The following is a 16,674-nucleotide window of genomic DNA, read 5'->3' as shown; positions in this document are numbered from 1 at the left end:
GTAGAGGTGGCATTTTGAAAGATATAGTAATACATATCGGTTCTCATAAAACTGGAAGTACCTTTTTACAGAAAAAACTGACTGACTCCGCAGAGCTTCTCAAATCAAAAAAAATATTATATCCTGAAAGTTGGAAGTTTCTTTGGGGACACCACAGAGTTCCAGAGATGCTTTCAAGTGAAGAAGGGGCTACAACATTCTATAGAGAGTTCGATACACTTAGTAATGAAGAGGCAATGAATGTAATATTATCAAGCGAAAATTTTGAAAGTATACCAGAGCAAGCCATCGAAAGATTACATCCTATAAGCAACTTTGGAAAAGTAAGAATAGTTTTTTACTATAGAGAGTTCCAATCCTTAGCATATTCACTATGGCAGGAAGAAATAAAACATGGTTCTGGGGAAATCTTCCCAAGATTTTTGTTTGATCATATATCCAGGCCGTTTATGAGCGATGTTTTAAATCCTTCAGTTATACTAGATAAATTTTCAAAAATTTTCGGAAAAGAAAATATATATATATTCCACTATGATAAAGAGATGTTGAGCGAAGGGAATCTATACACTCGATTTATTAAAGGCATTTACAATATACAAGTGCCAGCAGATAAAAATGAGGCTGTAAATATTTCATTTGATCCAATAGACATTGAAATCATACGCGCGCTCAATTTTAAAGCCTGTCTTTCTGGCAGAAAGGTATCAAATAATATAAGAGAAAAATATATAGATCTTGTGAAGCTAGGTGAAATAAAATCAAAAAAAGAAAAAATTGAGTTCTCCTTTGAGGAGATAGAAATTGATAAAAGCACTTTACCAATTGGCTCAGTGGTTAAAGCTTTTTATGCTAAATACTCCGATCGTATTGTATCTAATATGAACATGGCTATTGATAATAGTGTAAAATATAGCTACGCATCACCAAATACTTGGCTTGTGCCAGAAAATAATAAGTTGCTGAATGAGATTTATAAAATGTTAGATTAAGGATAAACAAGTAAGCGAAAAGGGAGCGGCTGACCACTTGTAAAAGTGGATCTTATCATTTCCCTTTTCAAAATTACTATGTAGTATAATTTACTGATTACCATTTTTTCATTTTGACCGTAAAGAATTCACGCAAATATTATACCACGCTTTTACATGCGAGTTTAGCATGCAAAATTAATATTGGATAAATGTACTTCCTTTTCATGCGGGTTACTTACGAGAATTTTAAACTCCCCGTGTTCAGCTTTCAAAAGCAAATGAAAATATCTCCTATACCTATACCTATAGCTATAGCTATAGGTATGACTTCGGATTATTAATTTTTAGTAAGGGTGTGAAAAAACTATCCCCGTGATTCTTTAAAAATTATGTCCTTGAAAGCTGAATATTGTTCTTAAAAACTAAGCTCGGAGGTCTAAATATAACACTCATGTTAAGCTGATTTTATTTTTTATTGGAATGTGTAAAATGATAATGTATCTTTATATTCGGAGCAGCTTTTAACTTGGCCACTATTGTTGATTTTATTCCAAATTTCTTGAGGGTTAGTCGGAGTAAGACGAGAAGAAAGAGACAGCTTCATTCAGTATCAGATGAAAATGATATTGTAATACATATTGGCGCCCCAAAATCTGGGTCCTCAGCAATCCAAAAATTTTGCGTAGAGAATAGAACTAATCTCGCTAAAAATGGATACTACTACCCTGAACATTCTCTTGACATGAATGGTGTTTCTGGGGGTCATTCCAAGCTGGGGCTAATGCTAATCGAAGGAGATTTCGCAGGAGCTAAAAAATTATTACAACAATGGCTTGATGCAGCTAAGAGGGAGAATCAATGCCTATTATTGTCGGGCGAGTCTTTTTATGATAAAGCTGAAGATATTGCCAATCTGATAATTGGGAAACGAGTTAAGATTGTTGCTTATTTTCGCTCTCCGATTAGTGCTTTGGTCTCAAACTATAATCAAGCGGTTAAAAGACATTCATATACTAAATCATTAGGTGACTTCATTTTCTCAAGCCTTGATTCGAACTTAGATAGGATTTCAGGAAATATTTTTAAATTATGGGTAGATAAATTCGGCATTAATAATGTACTTGTGTTTCCATACGTTAACATCAGATCTCAGCCCCATGCTATTGAGCTAGATTTTCTTGGTGTTCTTAACGTATCTAATAACAATATAAAGGATTTTTCCTTTAATAAAAAACCTGTGAACACATCGTATAGTATAGGCGCGCTAGAGCTAAAAAGGCAGTTAAATATAATATTGATTGATGCTCCAGCTACATTGCATCAGGAAATAGATTGGTGCTTACAAAAATACTCTGATGATTTGTATTTGCCTGCACCGCAAATTTCAGAATTAATAACTTTCTACGACATAAAGCAATTGGTAAGGAAATTTTATCAAACCAATAAATTTTTGAAAGAAAATATTTTGGCTTACTGTCCAGATGATTTCTTTAGCGAAGAGTTTGTAGTAGAGTCTAATTCAAATTCTAAGAGAAATGAAAAAATACCTTTAACTCTACTAATTGATGCGGCTTCATCTTTTGATAGGAAGCCAGAAACAAAAGAGAATTTAAAAACATTTATCTTCCATAAGCTAAAGAAGCGTGACGAGTATAATTTAACACTATTTCGGATCGCAGATATTTTAGGAATACCTTATAGCGATCCTAATATATCAAAATTTAAATTTAATGAAAGGCAAATTGGAGTTATAAGTTCCAGTTCTTCACAAGTTGCTGATATTTGTAGAGAGACAGCACTTGCACTAGAAGAAGCTGGTGAGCATATCCAGGCTTTAATTTTTATAAAAAAAGCACTTGAGTGCCGACCCAAAGGTCCTGCAATTCAGAAAATATATAATCGATTGATAAAGTATGAAAAAAATTAACTTTGCTAACGTTGTGATTATTTCTAGCTACATCAAACTTAAAAAGATCTTTCAAAATTATTGAAAGTCGCTCAAACTCAGAGTTAATTTTGTGTTAAAGTTTATTAAATCTTTATTTCATATAGACCTAAAAAAATATCTTAAGCCAAGCGCCGATATAGAGAAATTAGAAATTTCTGAAGAAAATTTTGATTGGTGTGCGATAACTCAAGATCCAAAATTTATTTTTGCGAAAGTTAATCTTGGATCTGGATGGTATATGGTTGAGATAGATATTCAGCATGATCAGTCATTAGCTGATGCAAAATTATATGTTGATTACGGATTTGGTTTTAGTGAACTAGATAGTTTTTTTATTCCACTAAAATCCGGAAGAATTTCAAAGCGTCTTATCTATCTTCCAATTCCGGCCCGCGCATTACGTTTTGATCCTATGGAAACAACAGGATTATTTACCATCCGTTATTTTCATTTGGTCAAGCTTTTTTCTCAATTTGCTAAAGATAGGCTATCACAACGCTTAGCCAACATGCATTTCAAGTTTAGAGATATAAGTAAGAGTGATGTCCTAAAAAAAATTGATTTAGAAGCCCATGAAAAGGGTTGCACTTGGCAGGATATTGCACTTAACTACTATGAAAAAACATTTGCTAAAAAACACCAAGTTTACGATTACGCTGAATGGATTGGAAAAAGAGAAAACCTTAATTCACTTAAAAATAATTCTGATTTAAAAGTAAGCGCTGAGCTTCCATTAGTATCGATTATACTTCCTGTCTTCAATACGGATATTTGTCTACTAAGAGACTGTATTGAGTCAGTGATTGGGCAGAGTTATAGCAACTGGCAACTTTGTATTGCAGATGACTACTCCCACAAGAAAGACATAATACTATGCTTAGAGGAATATCGCCAACACGATAAGCGTATTAAAGTCACTTTTAGAAAAAATAATGGACATATTTCTGCAGCTAGTAATAGTGCATTATCCTTAGTGGATGGGGACTATATTGCGCTACTTGATCATGATGATATTCTGGCACCACATGCTTTACAACGTGTAGTAGAAGCTATTTCGCAAAATCCACAAGCCATACTTTTTTATAGTGATGAAGACAAAATTGATGAATATGGTGAGCGTTTTGATCCACACCTTAAGCCAGGTTGGAATCCAGACCTGCTACTTTCACAGAATTATATTTGTCATCTAACCATACTAAAAAAGAAGTTAGTGAATCAAGTTGGTGGATATCGAACAGGTGTTGAAGGCAGCCAAGATCATGATTTGCTACTGCGTTGTATGCCATACTTGAATTCCAGCAATGTGGTACATATCCCAGAAATTCTATACCACTGGAGAGCTGTTAGTGGATCGACAGCGCAAGAAAGCAACGCGAAGGGTTATGCTGCTACAGCAGGTTTACAAGCTGTTTCCGATTACCTGAAACGTGAAGGCCTAAGTGCGACAGCCGAGTCCGGTACTGTACCAAATAGCTATCGTGTCCGTTGGTCCATTCCCGAGCCAGCTCCGTTAGTGAGCCTTCTGGTCCCAACAAGAGACGGCATTGATATCCTTAGGCCATGTATTGAGGCTATTCTTTCCAAAACCAACTACTCTAATTTTGAATTGATCATTTTAGATAACCAAAGTCGCTGTAAAGAAACATTACATTTTCTTGAAGAAGTTACAAGCTCCGATTCAAGGGTATCTGTCCATCGTTGGGATCATCCATTTAATTATTCAGCTATTAATAATTATGGAGTGGGCATAGCAAAAGGTGAAATTATTGGATTGATAAATAATGATATAGAGCCGATTAATGTCCTTTGGTTGACAGAGATGGTAAGTCAGGCAATGAGACCTGAAATTGGCTGTGTAGGAGCTAAACTTTACTACCCAAATGATACGATTCAGCACGGTGGTGTTATCTTGGGTATTGGTGGAGTCGCTGGGCATTCTCACAAATATTTTTGCCGTAATGATTATGGTTACTTTTCTCGGCTGCATTTGGTGCAGAATCTTTCTGCAGTAACAGCTGCGTGCCTTCTATTGCGCAAAGAAGTATTTGAAAAAGTGGGAGGCCTGGACGAAAAAAACCTGGCTGTGGCTTTCAACGATGTGGATCTTTGCCTAAAAGTGCGTGAAGCAGGTTATCGAAACCTATGGACTCCATATGCCGAGCTTTACCATCATGAGTCCGTATCTCGGGGTGCCGACAATACTGTTTCTAAGCGTCGTCGTGCGCAAAGAGAAGCGGAATATATGCGTAGCCGGTGGGGTGAACAGTTAGATTCAGATCCTGCTTATAATCCCAACCTAACCTTAGTACATGAGGATTTTTCATTGGCATGAGAATGATACCTCAGAGATCGTACACGAGAATTATTCTTTTGCGGTATAACTTGTTACTTCTTGATTTCGGATAATAAGTGCAATTGGTAAAGGGGGGCTAAGCTGGTAGAGCCCGCACCTCTCCCGACCAAGAGAAAGGCATTGATGAGCTACTACCAACTGAGCAAGAAAGAACGATAACCAATCTTGAGACTTTTAAACACCGACACATAAAGCTAACCGGGAATGACCCTTATGTGTAGTGGTCCAATCCTTCCGGACACTTCGCTAAGATGGTAAAACTACCAAGCGATGTGAAGTATGACAATAAAAGGTACACGTCGGCATTTCAAGCCGGAGTTCAAGAAAGACGCCGTAGCCCTAGTCTCCGAGCAAGGGTATTAGATTTCTAAGGCAGCCAAAGCTGTTGGAACCACCACCAATGATATATGGCGCTGGATAAAGGATCTGAAGCAAGAGGAAAGTGGTATGAGGCTGGGGTCAGATGAGCTAGCTGAGCTAGATCGGCTGCGACGTGAGGTAAAGCAGTTGCGTATGGAGAAGGAAATTCTAAAAAAGGCCAGTGCAGATTCAATTGATAAGTGCAACACCCCGATAGGCCATATTCCTACAGGGGTGTTGCACTTATCAATTGAATCTACAACCGCTCTCTTGATGTCCGACGAGATGAATTGTACGCGCTGATAGACCTGTTGAGTGAGCAGGAGCCCGTGGAACTAGTCTGCAAAGCGTTAGAAATACCTCGATCATGCTACTACGAATACAGGAAAAAGAAGAACTCTGTTGATGTACCCAGGATGAAGCTTCGCTCCAAAGTCATTAAAGTCTTCGAGCGCAGCCGTAGCTCTGCAGGAAGTCGTACAGTCGTAGGTTTGCTTTATAAGCAAGGGATATCAATCGGACGCTTTAAAGTCCGAAGACTAATGTGTGAGGACGGCTTAGTGTGTAAACAACCTGGTCCTCATAAGCATAAGAAAGCAATAGTCGAGCACTTAGAAATACCGAATGGACTTGATCGCCAATTTAATGTTGAGAAACCCAATCAAGTTTGGTGTGGTGACATTACCTATATCTGGGCCGGTTCAAGCTGATGTTACCTGGCTACCGTTATAGATTTACACGCTCGCCGCATCGTTGGGTGGGCCCTCTCAGGGAAACCAGATACCACACTAACGATGAAGGCACTGAAAATGGCCTGGGAGCAGGGAGGAAAGCCTAATGGGGTTATGTTCCACTCAGACCAAGGCAGTCAGTATACCAGCCATCCGTTCCGCCAACGGCTATGGCGCTACCGAATGACCCAGAGCATGAGTCGACGTGGAAATTGCTGGGATAATGCACCAACGGAAAGACTATTTCGGAGTCTGAAAAGTGAATGGATACCCTCTCTCGGTTATACGCCTATCACAGAAGCAAGCCGAGATATCAGCCATTACTTGATGACTCACTACAACTGGGAGCGTCCCCACCGACACAATGACGGATTACCGCCTGCAAAAGCGGAAGAAAAACTTAGCTTACTGTCCGGAAATAGTTGACCACCAAATAAACCTAAAAACAAAACCAAGGATAAATCCCATGATCCATACTAATGATCGTATCATCAAACACAAGACCGGATTTCTCAACCTTGCAGAAGAGCCTGGAAACATCTCAAAAGCTTGTAAGATGCTTGGTGTATCGAGAGACACTTTCTATCGGTACAAGGAAGCTGCTTCAAGTGGCGGTGTGGACGCCCTTTTTGAAAAGAGTCGATGGGTGCCTAACCACAAGAACCGTGTTGACATAGTAATTGAAGAAGCAGTGTTAACCTATGCTCTCCAAGAGCCTGCCCATGGACAGGTTCGAGTCTCGAATGAGCTACGTAAACGTGGCGTATTCGTGCCCCCCAGTGGTGTTCGGAGTTTCTGGTTACGGAACGACCTGGCTAACTTCAAGTTACGATTAAAAGCATTTGAAGCCAAGGTGGCTAAGGAGGGGCTAATCCTCACGGAGTCGTAGGTTCAGGCTTTGGAAAGAAAGCGACATGATGATGAAGCCTGCGGGGAAATTGATGCTCAACATCCCGGCTATCTAGGTTCTCAGGACACCTTCTATGTTGGAACATTTAAGAGGGTTGGGCGTATTTACCAACAAACCTATGTCGATACCTATGCAAAGGTGGCTCATTGCAAGTTGTACACCACTAAGACGCCAATCACAGCAGCAGATCTTCTGAATGATCGTGTATTACCGTTTTACGCCATGCATGATCTGCCGGTGTTGCGTATTTGACTGACCGGGGTACTGAATATTGCGGCAACCTGGAGTGGAATGATCATTAGTTGTACTTGAGCATCAACGAGATAGAACATACCAAGACTAAAGCCAGGCACCCACAAACAAATGATATCTGTGAGCGTTTCCATAAAACTATATTACAAGAGTTCTACCGGCCATCGTTACGACGAAAGATCTATGGATCAATAGAAGAGCTACAAAAGGATCTGGACGAATGGCTTGTATATTACAATAATGATCGAGTTCATCAGGGTAAAAAGTTTTGTGGTCGCACACCGATGGCAATCCTTGAAGAGGGTAAAAGTATCTGGGAGGAGAAACTCGTAAACTGAATTTGACCTGACAGAGCACCTTCTGAAAAACCGGTAACTGTCAGATCAAGTCTGAACTACTACACTTGATAGGTTGAACCTACACTGGCCTTTTTGGAATCTCCTTCTCTATACGCAACTGCTTTACCTCATGTTGCAGCCGGTCTAACTCAGCTCGCTCATCAGAGCCCAGTCTCACACCAGTTTATTCATGCTTCAGACCCTTAATCCAGCGTCGTAGATTATTAGTGGTGGTTCCAAGTGCTTCAGCTGCCTTAGAAATCGAATACCCTTGCTCGGAGATTAGGGCTACGGAGTCTTTCTTGGGCTCCGGCTTGAAATGCCGACGTGTACCTTTTGTTGTCATACTTAACCTCGATTGGTAGTTTTATCATCTTAGCAAAGTGTCCGATAGGATTAGACCACTACAATCAGATTAAATTTAATTTTGGGGTAAAAATTTATTTCAGATGTAACTATATTAGTCAGAGTAATATTGTCTAAATCATCTCTAACTTTGATATGTGTGCTTTGCGTATATAACAGTGCAAACTGGCTTGTAGTAAAATCAGGTATTTAGAAAAAGTTTTAAGTGCCATCTCTAGAGTTCAGGTTTTATGGATGTCGATATAATATTCACCCTATGGCAAGTCATGGATACTGCATAAGAATCGTTGAAAGGGGCAATTTCATAAATGATACTGATGTACAAAAAGTCTTATCATTACGTGATATTTCAGCTTCTTGGATCATTTACACGTCAAATTAAGTTTCACTTTGTAATTTATAGTTGAGTATAGCGCCAACATAAAATTTTGGTGGCATTATCGGGAAATTTAGCTATAAATAAACGTGACGTTAGCATTGTTCAAAATAACAAAATATATTTGTCAATTACTAATCTATAAATCGTTGCTATGAGACCCTCCACTACACGTACAATTTGGCAAGTTCAAAGGGATGTGATCTATGCCCTACTTGTACGTGAGATAAAAACCCGTTTCGGAAAATGGCGCTTAGGGTATGCATGGGCACTGCTTGAACCGGCCCTGCATATTATGATGCTAGCTGCAATCTTCAATTTTCGCGGAAGAAATTTCTATCCTGGAATTCCAACTACGTTATTTATGCTTGGCGGAATTGCCCCATTTTTATTCTTCAGTCACTGTTTCACCAAGGGGCTCGCAGCAGTTTCTTCTAATCGAGGTTTATTCAATTATCGCCAGTTACGACCCTTTGATGCTGTGCTTAGTAGGGTTTTGTTAGAATTTGCAATCTATATACTTTGCATGATTACTTTGTTGAGTATTTTAGCTTGGTTTGAAATCAAGGTAGCTTTTGGAGATTTTCTATTACTGGTTGAAGTTAATGTGCTCTTCTTTTGCTTTGCCCTTGGGGTAAGTCTGACTATGTGTGTTGTTGGAGAAAAACTACCAGAGTTATCGAAAGTTCTTTCTTTGTTTGTTCGGCCTTTGTATTTTATTTCAGGCGTTTTTTTCTCGTTAGAGCAGATACCAGCAGAATACCATCAATATTTAATTTGGAATCCTTTAGTGCATGTTATCGAGTTGACGCGTGAAGGTTTATTTGCAAGTTATGACGGAAAATTTTCTAATTTTAAATATTTTATATTCTCATCAGTAGCCATGCTTTCCCTAGGACTTCTCGTATATCGGGCTTATTGGCGTGACTTGATTCGCAGTCAATGATTAAGCTTGAAAATCTTACCAAGTCTTTTCGTACTCCTCATGGGCGAAAAGTTCTTTTCCAAGATGTGAATGCCATTTTTCCTGAAGGGAAAAATATAGGAATCCTAGGTCGTAATGGAGCTGGTAAATCCACCCTCTTAAAGATTATGGGAGGAATCGATTACCCAGATTCTGGTCGAGTATTATCTAATCAAAGAATCTCCTGGCCTATGGGCCTGTCAGGTGGTTTTCAGGGAAGTATGACAGGAAGAGAGAATGTTGCTTTTGTTTGTGGAATTCATGGAATTTGGGGGAATAGAAAGCGCAAAGTGATGGATCAAGTAAGGGAGTTTTCAGAAATTGGCAATTACTTTGATGCTCCGGTTAGGAGTTATTCCTCAGGAATGCGTTCACGTTTAGCCTTTGGTCTAAGTATCGCTGTGGATTTTGAAGTGTATTTGGTTGACGAAGTAATGTCTGTTGGTGATGCCCACTTTAGGAGTAAATGTGAAGGGGTAATAGCTGAAAAAAGAAAAATTTCAAACTTCATAATTGTAACTCATACAATGACTACATTAAAGAAAAATTGTGATGCAGGTATCTATATTGAAGAAGGTCAGGTAAGGGTATGCCATTCTATCGATGAGGCTATTGGCATGTATCAAGCTGGGCTGCCAAACTCTCAAGCAGAAGATAATGAAGTAGCAAATGTAGTGACTATATAAAAAATGAATACAGATGTTAAAAATACTTTAGCAGTGAAAACAAAGAAAAACATATTACCCAACCTATTTTTAATATTTTGTCAAAAAATTAGTGACTTAAAGCCTCGTGTTAAAAACGCAAGAAGCCAGTTAGGTTTACTTGTATTTTTCCAAAAATATTCTCTATTTTTTCTCTTTGTAATATTACCTTTATTTTTTGTGAGTCTATATTACTTTTTTTGGGTGTCTGAGCGCTACGTGAGTAGAACTCAACTTATTGTAAAAGATACAGCATCTTCGCGGGTTTCAACCTCTGCAATGAGTTTTTTAATTCCTGGTATGGGTGTAGATAACCAAGATACCTTCTTAGTTGTAAATTATATTCGATCATTAGATATGGCTCTTTTTCTTGATGTGGAGCTTAAGTTAAAAGATTACTATCAGAGTAATATTCACGATATATTTTCTCGCCTATCCAAAAATGCAACACAAGAAGAATATTTAGAATTTTACCGTGAACATATTGCTGTAGGTCATGATGAGGCTACTGGTATTATTGCTATAGAAATGCAGGCATTTGATCCAGCCTTTGCAAGATTACTTGTTGAAACTGTTACTCAAAAAGCTGAAGATTTTGTTAATTCAGTAAGTAATCAACTTGCAGAAAAACAAGTTGCATTCGTAAAGAGTGAAGTAGATATCATGCAAGATAAGTTGCGTGTTACAAAGCAAGATATTTTAGATTTTCAAAATAGTAATAATGTAGTGAGTCCTGAAGAATTAACAAGGGGAATTAGTAGTATTATTCATGGGCTGGAGACCCGTTTAGCTGAACAACGTGCCAAACTTACAGCAGCTAAAAGCTATTTAAATGCAGATTCTTCTCAGATAATTTCGATGAAATCAGAAATTGGAGCTTTGGAAAATCAAATTGAGCTAGAGAAAATTAGGTTAGTTGGTATCGGCGATGAGAAAGGAGAGCAACGTCTCAATACACTAGGTGCCCATTTTCAGAACTTGGAATTGGACTTGCAATTTGCAACTGATGCTTATGCAGCCTCCCTGAAAGCGCTGGAAACTGCGCGCATGGAAGCTTCTGGGAAGTTAAAGCACCTCATGGTAGTTACTCAGCCTTCTCTTGCACAGGAAGCTGAATATCCTCATAAAATCTATAACCTAGTAAGTTTAATGATAATACTATTATTGCTGTATGGCATAGGAACGATGCTTGATGCCAGTATTCGAGATCATCGGATGTGATTCATGTTTATAAGTGCATTAATAAAAGTAAATAGGCGGGCAGAGAAATACTGCCTTTTTGGAAAAATTATTAATAAAGCTAGAATCATGATTGCTGAGAATATAAAAATTCTAGGGTTAAATATTGGCCTATTGGCAATGCTTATTTATGGTAGAGCACTTGCACTGGAAACTCAACAGATTGATGAATTAAACTCAATAAGCAAAGAAATTGATTCGGCAGTGCCAGTATTTGGACAGTCCCTTTTTCAGGGAGCTTTTAAAGATCAGCCATTCAATGGCTTTAATCCTGATTATCGAATCACCATTGGTGATCAGATCAACTTACAGCTTTGGGGCGCCTACAGCTTTAGTGCAACTTTACCAGTAGATCCCAAGGGAAATATTTTTGTTCCTGAGGTTGGACCTGTGCATGTTGCTGGAATCAAGAATGGGTCATTAAATGACTTCGTCTTACGCCATGTGAAGCGAGTTTTTAAGAATAATGTACAAGCTTATGCAAACCTTGAAGCTAGCCAGCCAGTTAAGGTATTTGTTACGGGTTATGTGAAAAAACCTGGCCTCTATAATGGATTTAATTCTGATTCCATTCTTTATTATTTAGATAGTGCTGATGGTATAGACCCACAAAGTGGAAGTTTTGTTGATATCAAAGTGATGCGCCATGGAGAACTGATTCAACAAGTTAATTTATATAGTTTTTTAGTTGAGGGGCTAATGCCTGCATTACAGCTACGAAGTGGCGATGTGATTGTTGTCGGCGCTCGTAAAGGTTCAGTGTCGGTTGAGGGTGCCGTTCAACAGGCAGCACAAATGGAATTTAATGGACCTTATACACAGCTAGGCGAGATGCTACTTGTGAGCAAGCCTGATCCACAAGCAAATTTTGCTCGTATAACCCAGGTTTTAGATGGTGTACAACAGGCAAGTTATCTTCCCTTGAATGAAGCAATGACGACTCAACTATATCCTGGAGCCCTGGTTGAGTTGGTTCGCGATAATGATGTGCACTCAATCTCAATTCAAGTTTCTGGTGAATTAGATGGACCTGCAACTTATATTTTACCTTATGGTGCAACATTGGAAGAGTTATTGGAGCAATTGAGATATCGTGAGAATGCAGATAAAAATTCAATTCAGCTCTATCGTAAAAGTGTTGCTGAGAAGCAGCGCGCCGCGCTAGATCGTTCTTTAGATGCCCTACAGATGGAAGTTTTAACACGACAACCGAATACTGATATTGAAAAAGATGCGCAAAAAGATAATGCCTTGATGATACAAAATTTTATTAAGCAGGCCCGGAAAGTAAAACCCAGAGGTCAAGTGGTTATTGCAAATAATCCTAATGCTATTGATATGATATTAGAGGATGGGGATCAGTTGATAGTCCCCTTGAAGTCCTCAACGATATCTGTTGTGGGAGAGGTAATCTTTCCAACCTCTCTTGTCTATAATGGAAAACATACTTTGGAGGACTATATAGAGCTAGCAGGAGGTTTTGCTAATAATGCTAATCGTGATGAACTAGTCATCTTACATCTAGATGGAACTATCAGTCGTATTGATGACGGAGACTTCGATAATCGACTGGGAAGCAGACTCCGACCAGGCGATGAGATCATGGTGATGCCTAAGATCCATTCCAGTGAGTTACAGGTTACTAAAGATGTTACCGAAATTCTTTACCGAATAGCTGTAGGTGCAGCAGCAGTTCTTTCATTCTAGATGATTGAAAAAAGCTAGTTATAAAGTTTCCCGAACAATCTTGTATCTAAAGAATTCGAATTGACAATGATTTGTTGGTCAATTATCAATTAGTGATTCGTTCCATATCACTATAACCACTAGCTAAAACCAAAATTAATTGGAGGATTTGTGGATACTACTGATACTGGACGCAGAGGAATTATTCTAGCGGGTGGAACTGGCACTCGATTGTATCCACTGACAAAAGGTATATGCAAACAGCTGATGCCAGTGTACGATAAGCCGATGATCTACTATCCGCTAACGACATTAATGTTGGCAGGTATTCGCGAAATTCTAATTATTACTACACCACAAGATCAGAGTTTATTTCAAGCATTAATGGGGGATGGATCTCAGTGGGGATTAAACTTAACCTATGCAATACAGTCTTCTCCAAACGGTATTGCTGAAGCTTTTATTATAGGTCGAGCTCATATCGGCAATCACTCTAGTGCCTTAATTTTAGGAGATAATATTTTTTATGCACACCAATTTAGTGATCTATTAAACAAAGCTAGTTCGAGATATGAAGGCGCTACGATATTTGGTTACCGAGTCGCTGATCCTAGCATCTATGGTGTAGCTGAGTTAAATAACAATGGTAAAGTCGTCAGCGTTGAGGAAAAACCTATAAAACCAAAGTCTAATTATGCGATTACTGGCTTGTATTTATATGATGATCAAGTCTGTGAACTAGTTAGAGAAATCAAGTTAAGTAGCCGCGGAGAACTGGAAATCACTGATCTAAATAAAATTTATCTTGATCGTGGAGAGCTCAATCTTGAATTAATGGGGCGCGGATCCGCATGGCTAGATACTGGGACTCATGATAATTTACTCGCGGCTGCGCATTTTGTACAAACGATTGAGCGCCGGCAAGGTCTTAAAATTGCATGTCCAGAAGAGGTGGCGTTTCGTAAGGGATTTATCTCTGCCAATGAACTTATGAGCCAAGCCAAGCTATTAATGAAAAGTGGTTACGGAGAGTACCTGATAAGACTATTGGATGAATCCCATAGGGATCATGCTTTTGGGCGCTGAAGGTTTTCTTGTGCAGTAGAACTGCCTCTACCATTTTGCAGATAGATAGTCAAATATAAATTTGAATTATTATGAAACTATGGGAAAAATAAGGTTTTTGACCGCTTAGCTATCAAGTAAATTATATTTGACCTTTATCCTTAATGAATAAGTCAAAATATATCAATATTGAAATTAAAATAAGGCAATTTGGTACTAATGGATAAACACTTAGAAAGTTTGGCGCCTTTTTAGTTAGACATTTAGTATGTAAGTTGATTTACTAGATAATTTTTCTCTCTATGGGTAAATATAAAGAGCATGCACTGTTTAACAAATATTGATTTTAATTTATGAAATAGATGCTCAGTAGAGTAATATAAGGAGTAATATTTCGTCTAAGATGGTTATAAAGATATTGCCTATTATAAATTTCGAGCAATTTAGCCATTTTTTACGGAAAAATATATAAAAAATTTGATCACCGCTCAGTGATAAATTTTGTGTTGCATAGCTCAGCTTCCATGAAAGCCCAGTAAAGGTTGACGATAATCTTGAATGTAAATACTTCGCTGTATCCATAAGGTAATATTTTAGTTAAGTTGATTGACTGTTTTTCTTGTTTTTTGACGATGTCATTTATAAGTCTGTTATTGAGCGGTATTAACCAATATTAATTGACTTCAAGGCTCAAGTTTTTAATTGATAATTCATGGTGAAATCACATGGATGAGAAATATCAGGTCCAATTACTGAAGGATTCACCTCTCTTTGATGCTGATTGGTATAAATCTCGGCATTCAGACGTTGAGAGCATAAAGCTTACGCCTGAACAGCATTACCTTCGCTATGGTTGGCGAATGGGGCGAAGTCCTTCAGCTTTATTTTGCGGTGTTAGTTATCTAGAAAATTATCCAGACGTGGTACAGAGTAACCAAAATCCTCTAGTTCACTATTTACGTTTTGGTCGTCATGAAGGAAGGGAAATACACCCTGTTAAAAAAAATGGATGGAATACAAAAAGAGAGAATCGTGTTGATGTAAGTAAAATTTTAGTTCGTGAAGAAGGTGAACTACAAGCACAATCAAAGAATACTGTGGTCTACCAGTTAAATGAAACGCAACGCCTTCTGGAAAAGTATGTCCGTCGTTGCCATGAGCTTGAATATCAGATTATGGATGGATAAGTGTAGATTTTGCTTTTGTAAAGGAATACTTATATGAATGTACTTATTGTATTTGGAACCCGTCCCGAAGCAATAAAAATGGCACCACTGGCTCTGAAGCTTCAGAGTGATCCTAGATTTTATGTGGAGATCTGTGTAACGGCACAGCATAGAGAAATGTTAGATCAAGTACTGAGTCTTTTTGAACTGAGTCCGAATTATGATCTAAATTTGATGAGACCGGGCCAGGATCTAACTGATATAAGTACAGCCATTTTACAGGAAATGCGTGAAATATTGAAAGTAGCAAAGCCAGATATAGTGTTGGTACATGGTGATACTGCAACAACGTTTACAACCACTTTAGCAGCTTATTACCAACAAATACCTGTTGGTCACGTTGAAGCGGGGCTGCGTACGGGTAATCTTTATTCACCCTGGCCTGAAGAGGCAAATCGAAAACTTACTGGAGTATTGACAGCGCTACACTTTTCTCCAACGGAAAAATCAAAAAACAACCTGTTAAGGGAGGGAGTAAGTGAGGATAAGATTTTTGTTACTGGAAATACAGTAATTGATGCCTTAATGCAGATAGTGAGTAAGCTAGATAGCGATCAATCGATTTTCGAGGAAATGCATGAGAAATTTAGATTCGTTGATGAAACACGAAAACTAATTTTGGTGACTGGACATAGACGAGAAAGCTTCGGTGGTGGATTTGAACGTATTTGCCAAGCATTGGTATTAATAGCCAATAATCACCCAGAATGTCAAATAGTATACCCGGTTCACTTGAATCCGAATGTCCTTGAACCCGTTAATCGCCTGTTAAAGAATATAGAAAATATACACTTGATTGAGCCCTTAGATTACCTGCCATTTGTTTATCTGATGAATAAATCAAACATTATTTTGACCGACTCTGGTGGTATTCAAGAAGAAGCTCCATCATTAGGGAAGCCCGTATTAGTGATGCGGGATACCACTGAGCGCCCCGAAGCTGTTGAGGCAGGTACTGTAAAATTGGTTGGGACTGAGATCGGCATTATTACCCAGGAAATTACCACTCTGCTTACTAACAGTGAAGAATATAAAAAAATGAGTTTCGCACATAATCCTTATGGTGATGGTGAGGCATGCTACCGGATCATGAAAGTTCTAGTCGATTATCAAAAGCTAATGAGTAAGGGATAACGGTAAAAAAATTAACTTCTTTATGTCTGGTGAGTGGGAAGAATTTATATA

At 38.3% G+C, this 16,674-nt stretch carries 11 protein-coding genes and 2 pseudogenes; 12 read left to right on the top strand and 1 reads right to left on the bottom strand.

Annotated elements, in window-relative coordinates:
* Positions 1-14: 14 nt before the first annotated feature.
* The 5 genes and pseudogenes from ACXAFI_RS14980 (at position 15) to ACXAFI_RS14960 (ending at position 7,863) form a co-directional block, all read left to right on the top strand.
* Positions 15-989, top strand: coding sequence for a hypothetical protein (locus tag ACXAFI_RS14980; protein WP_475109456.1), 975 nt, complete (start codon positions 15-17; stop codon positions 987-989).
* 508 nt (positions 990-1,497) lie between these two features.
* Entirely contained in the window at positions 1,498-2,898 is a 1,401-nt protein-coding gene (locus ACXAFI_RS14975) for a hypothetical protein (protein WP_475109455.1), read from the top strand.
* 91 nt (positions 2,899-2,989) lie between these two features.
* A complete protein-coding gene (locus ACXAFI_RS14970; RefSeq protein ID WP_475109454.1) occupies positions 2,990-5,251 on the top strand; it encodes a glycosyltransferase family 2 protein in 2,262 nt (753 codons plus the stop codon).
* Between the two features lie 306 nt (positions 5,252-5,557).
* Positions 5,558-6,789 (top strand): annotated as a pseudogene (locus ACXAFI_RS14965) (IS3 family transposase).
* A 40-nt stretch (positions 6,790-6,829) separates the two neighbouring features.
* A pseudogene (locus ACXAFI_RS14960) lies at positions 6,830-7,863 on the top strand (IS481 family transposase).
* A 184-nt stretch (positions 7,864-8,047) separates the two neighbouring features.
* Here ACXAFI_RS14960 and ACXAFI_RS14955 read toward each other — a convergent pair.
* Complete coding sequence (locus tag ACXAFI_RS14955; protein WP_475109453.1) at positions 8,048-8,209, bottom strand: transposase; 162 nt, start codon at positions 8,207-8,209, stop codon at positions 8,048-8,050.
* A 595-nt stretch (positions 8,210-8,804) separates the two neighbouring features.
* Here ACXAFI_RS14955 and ACXAFI_RS14950 point away from each other — a divergent pair.
* The 7 genes from ACXAFI_RS14950 to wecB all read left to right on the top strand — a co-directional run bounded on the left by ACXAFI_RS14950 (position 8,805) and on the right by wecB (position 16,623).
* Positions 8,805-9,551, top strand: a complete 747-nt coding sequence (locus ACXAFI_RS14950; protein WP_475109452.1) for an ABC transporter permease — start codon at positions 8,805-8,807, stop codon at positions 9,549-9,551.
* A complete protein-coding gene (locus tag ACXAFI_RS14945) occupies positions 9,548-10,255 on the top strand; it encodes an ABC transporter ATP-binding protein (protein WP_475109451.1) in 708 nt (235 codons plus the stop codon). Before ACXAFI_RS14950 ends, ACXAFI_RS14945 begins: the two co-directional genes overlap by 4 nt.
* Before the next feature lie 3 nt (positions 10,256-10,258).
* A complete protein-coding gene (locus ACXAFI_RS14940; protein WP_475109450.1) occupies positions 10,259-11,494 on the top strand; it encodes a KpsE/RkpR family capsule polysaccharide export protein in 1,236 nt (411 codons plus the stop codon).
* A gap of 3 nt (positions 11,495-11,497) precedes the next feature.
* Entirely contained in the window at positions 11,498-13,219 is a 1,722-nt protein-coding gene (locus ACXAFI_RS14935) for a polysaccharide biosynthesis/export family protein (RefSeq protein ID WP_475109449.1), read from the top strand.
* Positions 13,220-13,369: 150 nt separating this feature from the next.
* A complete protein-coding gene (gene rfbA, locus ACXAFI_RS14930) occupies positions 13,370-14,284 on the top strand; it encodes a glucose-1-phosphate thymidylyltransferase RfbA (RefSeq protein WP_475109448.1) in 915 nt (304 codons plus the stop codon).
* A 704-nt stretch (positions 14,285-14,988) separates the two neighbouring features.
* On the top strand, positions 14,989-15,450 hold the full coding sequence (locus tag ACXAFI_RS14925) for a hypothetical protein (RefSeq protein WP_475109447.1): 462 nt from the start codon (positions 14,989-14,991) through the stop codon (positions 15,448-15,450).
* 33 nt (positions 15,451-15,483) lie between these two features.
* Positions 15,484-16,623, top strand: a complete 1,140-nt coding sequence (wecB, locus tag ACXAFI_RS14920) for a non-hydrolyzing UDP-N-acetylglucosamine 2-epimerase (protein WP_475109446.1) — start codon at positions 15,484-15,486, stop codon at positions 16,621-16,623.
* Positions 16,624-16,674: the final 51 nt, after the last annotated feature.

Source organism: Microbulbifer sp. ABH2_005 (assembly GCF_056160005.1).
The sequence above is the reverse complement of the archived record's forward strand: the minus strand, read 5'-3'. Positions and strand labels throughout refer to the sequence as shown.

Coding starts and splice junctions, on each gene's coding strand:
- ACXAFI_RS14955 (WP_475109453.1), bottom strand. CDS start 8,209: ATGACAACAAAAGGTACACGTCGGCATTTCAAGCCGGAGCCCAAGAAA.
- ACXAFI_RS14945 (WP_475109451.1), top strand. CDS start 9,548: ATGATTAAGCTTGAAAATCTTACCAAGTCTTTTCGTACTCCTCATGGG.
- ACXAFI_RS14940 (WP_475109450.1), top strand. CDS start 10,259: ATGAATACAGATGTTAAAAATACTTTAGCAGTGAAAACAAAGAAAAAC.
- ACXAFI_RS14935 (WP_475109449.1), top strand. CDS start 11,498: ATGTTTATAAGTGCATTAATAAAAGTAAATAGGCGGGCAGAGAAATAC.
- ACXAFI_RS14925 (WP_475109447.1), top strand. CDS start 14,989: ATGGATGAGAAATATCAGGTCCAATTACTGAAGGATTCACCTCTCTTT.
- wecB (WP_475109446.1), top strand. CDS start 15,484: ATGAATGTACTTATTGTATTTGGAACCCGTCCCGAAGCAATAAAAATG.